The sequence below is a fragment of the Streptomyces sp. NPDC005899 genome, assembly GCF_040629645.1.
GTDB lineage: Bacteria > Actinomycetota > Actinomycetes > Streptomycetales > Streptomycetaceae > Streptomyces.
On sequence record NZ_JBEXWB010000413.1, the window covers coordinates 1 to 5,057 of the forward strand.

Annotated in this window: 6 protein-coding genes; 1 reads left to right on the top strand and 5 read right to left on the bottom strand. The window is 71.8% G+C overall.

What is annotated here, in order from left to right:
• Window positions 1-496: 496 nt before the first annotated feature.
• From proC to ABZ371_RS28840, 5 genes are all read right to left on the bottom strand, one after another.
• Window positions 497-1,306 carry a pyrroline-5-carboxylate reductase gene (proC, locus tag ABZ371_RS28820; RefSeq protein ID WP_358684985.1) on the bottom strand — a complete coding sequence of 270 codons (810 nt, stop codon included), beginning with the start codon at window positions 1,304-1,306 and terminating at the stop codon, window positions 497-499.
• Between the two features lie 57 nt (window positions 1,307-1,363).
• Window positions 1,364-2,122 carry an ABC transporter permease gene (locus ABZ371_RS28825; protein WP_358684988.1) on the bottom strand — a complete coding sequence of 253 codons (759 nt, stop codon included), beginning with the start codon at window positions 2,120-2,122 and terminating at the stop codon, window positions 1,364-1,366.
• Window positions 2,119-2,898 carry an ABC transporter ATP-binding protein gene (locus ABZ371_RS28830; protein WP_358684990.1) on the bottom strand — a complete coding sequence of 260 codons (780 nt, stop codon included), beginning with the start codon at window positions 2,896-2,898 and terminating at the stop codon, window positions 2,119-2,121. Before ABZ371_RS28830 ends, ABZ371_RS28825 begins: the two co-directional genes overlap by 4 nt.
• 262 nt (window positions 2,899-3,160) lie before the next feature.
• Window positions 3,161-3,694, bottom strand: a complete 534-nt coding sequence (locus ABZ371_RS28835; RefSeq protein WP_358684993.1) for a hypothetical protein — start codon at window positions 3,692-3,694, stop codon at window positions 3,161-3,163.
• 34 nt (window positions 3,695-3,728) lie between these two features.
• Window positions 3,729-4,055, bottom strand: coding sequence for an SH3 domain-containing protein (locus ABZ371_RS28840; protein WP_358684995.1), 327 nt, complete (start codon window positions 4,053-4,055; stop codon window positions 3,729-3,731).
• A 137-nt stretch (window positions 4,056-4,192) separates the two neighbouring features.
• Here ABZ371_RS28840 and ABZ371_RS28845 point away from each other — a divergent pair.
• Window positions 4,193-5,057: serine/threonine-protein kinase (locus ABZ371_RS28845; protein ID WP_358684998.1), on the top strand; the 865-nt coding region annotated here is incomplete at its 3' end.

A 5,057-nucleotide genomic window follows, 5' to 3' on the forward strand; every position in this document is an offset into this window, starting at 1 on the left:
TTTCCCTTTCCGGCGAGTCCGACTCTATCAGATCCTTTCGGGCCTGATTCCCAGTCAGCGGGTTTCGCCTTCCCGGCCGTTGGGCCGTTCCGACGGGTGAGACATTAGCGGAATCCCAGGCCCCGACGCTAATCGGGTCTCCTTCGAACACTGATTCCTCATTTCGCACACGTGCACAGAAAGACGTGCGACGGATGTCGCGCGTATTCGAGTGGTTGCTGCGGAATGGCTGCCCGGGGACCGACCGGAGTCGGCGCTCACGTCGGACAACTCGGAGCACACTACGGATCCCTCCGGGCCGTGTCAACCCCGGCTGTGGCCGGCTCCGGCGGGTGGCGGTTCCGGCCCCGCCACGGCCTGGTCACCGCCCCTGGTCGTGACCGACGGGGCCGCTCGTGACCGCCGGGATCCACCGCCGGCCGCCGTACCGGCATACGGGTGGCGGGTCGCCGGGCCTTGGCCCCTGGGACACCGCCGCCCGTGGCGGAGCGGCCGCTCAGCCGTTGCCGGAGGCCAGCTCGCGGCTGCGGTCGCGGGCCGCCTCCAGGGCGGCGATGAGCGCCGCCCGGACGCCGTGGTTCTCCAGCTCCCTGATCGCACTGATGGTGGTGCCGGCAGGGCTGGTCACTGCCTCACGGAGCTTCACGGGGTGCTCGCCGCTGTCCCGGAGCATGACCGCGGCTCCGATGGCCGCCTGCACGATCAGGTCGTGGGCCTGTGCACGCGGGAGACCGAGCAGGATGCCGGCGTCGGTCATGGCCTCCACGAGGAAGTAGAAGTAGGCGGGCCCCGAGCCGGAGAGCGCGGTCGCGGCGTCCTGCTGTGATTCCGGGACGCGGAGTGTCTTTCCGACACCGCCGAAGATGGCCTCGGCGTGCGCCAGGTGTTCCGCGGTGGCGTGGCTGCCCGCCGAGATGACCGACATGCCCTCGTCCACGAGGACGGGTGTGTTCGGCATGACGCGTACGACCGGGGTGCCCGCGGTGAGGCGGTCCTCGATGAACGCGGTCGTGATGCCGGCGGCCGCGCTGATGAGGAGGCGGTCGGCGGTGACGTGCGGCGCGAGTTCGTCCAGGAGCGTGCCCATGTCCTGGGGCTTGACCGCGAGGATCAGGATGTCGGCGGCCTTCGCCGCCTCCGCGTTGCTGACGGACTCGACGCCGTACCGGGTGCGGAGCTTCTCGGCCCGCTCGGAGCGCCGGGTGGTGACGAGCAGGTCGGATGCCCGCCAGCCCGCCCGGATCATGCCGCTGAGCAGAGCCTCGCCGATCTTTCCTGTGCCGAGGACTGCGACTGTCTGGGTCATGCGGTTCATCCTCCGGGTGGCGGTACACGTCGTTTCCGCCATCCTCGCACCGGCGCCTCAGCCGGTGCGGCGGCGGAGGGTGACCGCCCCGAGGCAGAGGACGAGCACGGCGCAGCCCGCCACGACCAGAATGTCCCGGTAGAAGGCGGTGGTGGTGTCCGTGTGCGTGAGGACCTGGTTCATGCCGTCCACCGCGTACGACATCGGCATGACGTCCGAGACCGCTTCGAGGACGGGGTGCATCCGGTCGCGCGCGGTGAACAGGCCGCACAGGAGCAACTGGGGGAAGATCACGGCCGGCATGAACTGGACCGCCTGGAACTCGGAGGAGGCGAACGCCGAGACGAACAGGCCGAGCGCGGTGCCCAGGAGCGCGTCCAGCAGGGCCACCAGCAGGAGGAGCCAGGGGGAACCGGTCACGTCCAGTCCGAGGACCCCCACCGACAGGGCCGTGGCCAGGACGGACTGGGCTACGGCGACCGTGCCGAACGCCAGCGCGTACCCGGCGATCAGGTCACCCTTGCGCAGGGGCATGGCCAGGAGGCGTTCGAGTGTGCCGGAGGTGCGTTCGCGCAGGGTGGCGATCGAGGTCACCAGGAACATCGTGATCAGCGGGAAGATCCCCAGCAGGGACGCGCCGATGGTGTCGAAGGTGTGCGGACTGGCGTCGAAGACGTAGCGCAGCAGGGTGATCATCAGGACCGGGACGACCAGGAGCAGCGCGACGGTGCGCGGGTCGTGACGGAGCTGGCGCAGGACGCGGGCGGCGGTGGCCAGCGCCCGGGCGGGGTTCACGGCGGAGGTCGTCGTGCTCATCGTGTCGCCTCTTCCGGGGTGGTGGCGGCCTCGTCGACGAGGTGGAGGAACGCCTCCTCGACGGTCGCGGAGCCGGTCCGGGTGCGCAGCGCCCCGGGCGTGTCGGCGGCGAGGATCTCGCCCCGGCGCATCAGCAGCAGCCGGTGGCACCGCTCGGCCTCGTCCATGACGTGCGAGGAGACCAGGATCGTGGTGCCCCGGTCGGCGAGGGTGTGGAACAGCGTCCACAGGTCCCGGCGGAGTACGGGGTCGAGGCCGACGGTCGGTTCGTCCAGGACGAGCAGTTCGGGCGTGCCCAGCAGGGCGACGGCGAGGGAGACGCGGCTGCGCTGACCACCGGAGAGGTTTCCGGCGAGGGATTCCGCGTGGTCGAGGAGATCGACGTCGCGGACGGCCCGGCCGACCGCTTCCCGGCGGGCCGCGCCACGGCCTCGGCCAGGGAGGAGCACGGCCGCGAAGTAGTCCAGGTTCTGCCGGACCGTGAGGTCGGTGTAGACGGAGGGGGCCTGGGTGACGTAGCCGACGCGGGACCGCAGCGCGGGATGGCCGGCCGGGTGGCCGAGGACGTCGAGCGTGCCGGCCACCCCCGCCTGGGTTCCGACGACGGCGCGCATGAGCGTGGACTTGCCGCAGCCCGACGGGCCGAGGAGGCCGGTGATCCTCCCGGGCTCGACGGTGAAGGCGAGATCGCGCAGGACGGTGCGGTCGCCTCGTACGACGGTGAGTCCCCGGGCCTCGACGGCGCCTGTCCTGGCGGCGTCCAAGTATTTCATCATGTGATGAATATTCGTCCTGCCGTCGTCCCCCGTCAAGGGGCGGGCGAGGAGAGGCCCGGCCGGGCCGGGCGTGCGAGAGGCCCGTGCGGCGCGGGGCCGGCACGGGGGAGGGGGGACGAGGGGTACCGGTGGGTCCGGTGAGTCCGGTGAGTTCCGGTGGGTTCCGGTGGTGGGGACGACGAAGCGGCAGGGGACCGGAGTCCCCTGCCGCTGTCTGCCGAACGCTGTGCGTTGTGCGCTCGCGCTGTCCGCCGTGCGTCTTCTACCTGCGTCCGGGCCGCTTGCCCCGGCCGTTACGGCGGGCCGCCGGATTGCCGGTGCGGGTCGAGCGGCGCTTGGTGTACTGGGCGAGCGCCGTCTCGTACTCGGTGCGCCGCAGCCCCTCGCCCGGCGCCTCGGCGAACGAGCGGAAGAAGTAGGCGAGGAGCGAGCCGATGAAGCCGATCGACTTGAGGCCGCGCAGCCGGTCCTCGGCGGACGGATCGGCCGGGCGGCGGACGAATCCGTCCCAGGTCCTGCGGAACGCGACGGCGCTGCAGATCGCGAACATCAGCACGACCAGCATGCCGACGAGGCCGCCGACCTCGGCGATCTCCAGGCCCTGGTAGGCGAAGCGGAGCACGAAGCACGATGCCACGGCCGCCACGAGGGACCCGGCGGTGACACCCGCCCGCCGCAGCCCGTAGCCGCCGTCGTGGTCGACCCAGGTCGTACCGAAGAAACGGAGGGGTTCGGGCCGCGGACCCGGTGACGTGCCGCCGGAGGTCGTGCCGGATGTCTCGCTGTTCTCGCTCACGGGATCGATTATCCCCGGGCGAGGGCCGGCCGCGTCAGTCGCAGCGCGGGGCGATGTAGCCGTCACTGCCCGTGTGGACGTAGGCGTCCGCCACGAACTGGCCGGCGGCGATGTTGTCCCAGAGGTTCGACGTGCCGTACGGGCCGGTCACCCGCTCCCCCGGCTTCTGGCAGTAGACCGGGACGCTCATGCCGTAAGGCAGCGTCCGGACGATGCCGAACTTCGTGCCCGGCCCCTTGCGGACGTTCACGCGGTAGCCGGGCGCGACGGGATACGTGACGACACCCGCCGCGAGCGCCGTCACCTCCTCCTCGCCCCTGGTCCCGCTGTCCGTGGTGCCGGTGTTCTCCCCAACGCCCATGAAGGCCTCCCCCGTCGATACCGAAACGCGCGACGCGTGACGTGTGACGCGCAGGCTAACAAGCCCCACCCGACCCGAACGCACCATCGACTAGGCTCCGTGCGTCGCGCTTGCGGACGAACACACGGGGGTGGGCGATGCCGCCGCTGCGAGGTACCGGATCGCATCCGGAAGCGGAGCATCCGGAGTACGCCGGGCGGTACCGGCTGGAGGCACGTCTCGGATCGGGCGGCATGGGAGTCGTACACCTGGCGCGCTCGCCCTCCGGGCTGCAGCTCGCCGTCAAGGTCGTGCACCGGCAGCACGCGGCGGACCCCGAGTTCAGGGCGCGCTTCCGGCAGGAGGTGGCCGCCGCCCGGCGGGTCAGCGGGGCCTTCACCGCTCCGGTCGTGGACGCCGACCCGGCCGCCGCACTGCCCTGGATGGCCACCCTCTACGTTCCCGGCCCGACGCTCTCCGCCCAGGTCAAGCGGAACGGCCCGATGAGTCCCGCCGCACTGCGCCGGCTCACCGCCGGGCTCGCCGAGGCGCTGCGGGACATCCACCGGGCCGGTGTCATCCACCGCGACCTCAAGCCGAGCAACGTGCTGCTGCCCGACACCGGGCCCAAGGTCATCGACTTCGGGATCTCCCGGCCGTACGACAGCGACGTGCGCACCGAGACCGGCAAGCTGATCGGCTCGCCGCCGTACATGGCGCCCGAACAGTTCCAGCGGCCCCGCGAGGTCGGGCCCGCCGCGGACGTGTTCGCGCTGGGAGCGGTGCTGGTGCACGCGGCGACGGGCCGGGGGCCCTTCGACTCCGACAGCCCGTACCTCGTGGCCTACCAGGTGGTGCACGACGAGGCCGACCTGACGGGGGTGCCCGCGGACCTCGCTCCGCTGGTCGGGCGGTGCCTGGCCAAGGACCCCGCCGGCCGGCCCACGCCCGACGAGATCATGGCGGCGCTGCACCCTCCGTCGTACGAGGCCACCGCCTTCGTACCGGCCCAGCGGCGCCCGG

Bases quoted from the DNA above. Each gene is read 5' to 3' on its own strand.
- proC (WP_358684985.1), bottom strand. From the start codon at position 1,306: ATGACCCAGACAGTCGCAGTCCTCGGCACAGGAAAGATCGGCGAGGCT.
- ABZ371_RS28825 (WP_358684988.1), bottom strand. From the start codon at position 2,122: ATGAGCACGACGACCTCCGCCGTGAACCCCGCCCGGGCGCTGGCCACC.
- ABZ371_RS28830 (WP_358684990.1), bottom strand. From the start codon at position 2,898: ATGATGAAATACTTGGACGCCGCCAGGACAGGCGCCGTCGAGGCCCGG.
- ABZ371_RS28840 (WP_358684995.1), bottom strand. From the start codon at position 4,055: ATGGGCGTTGGGGAGAACACCGGCACCACGGACAGCGGGACCAGGGGC.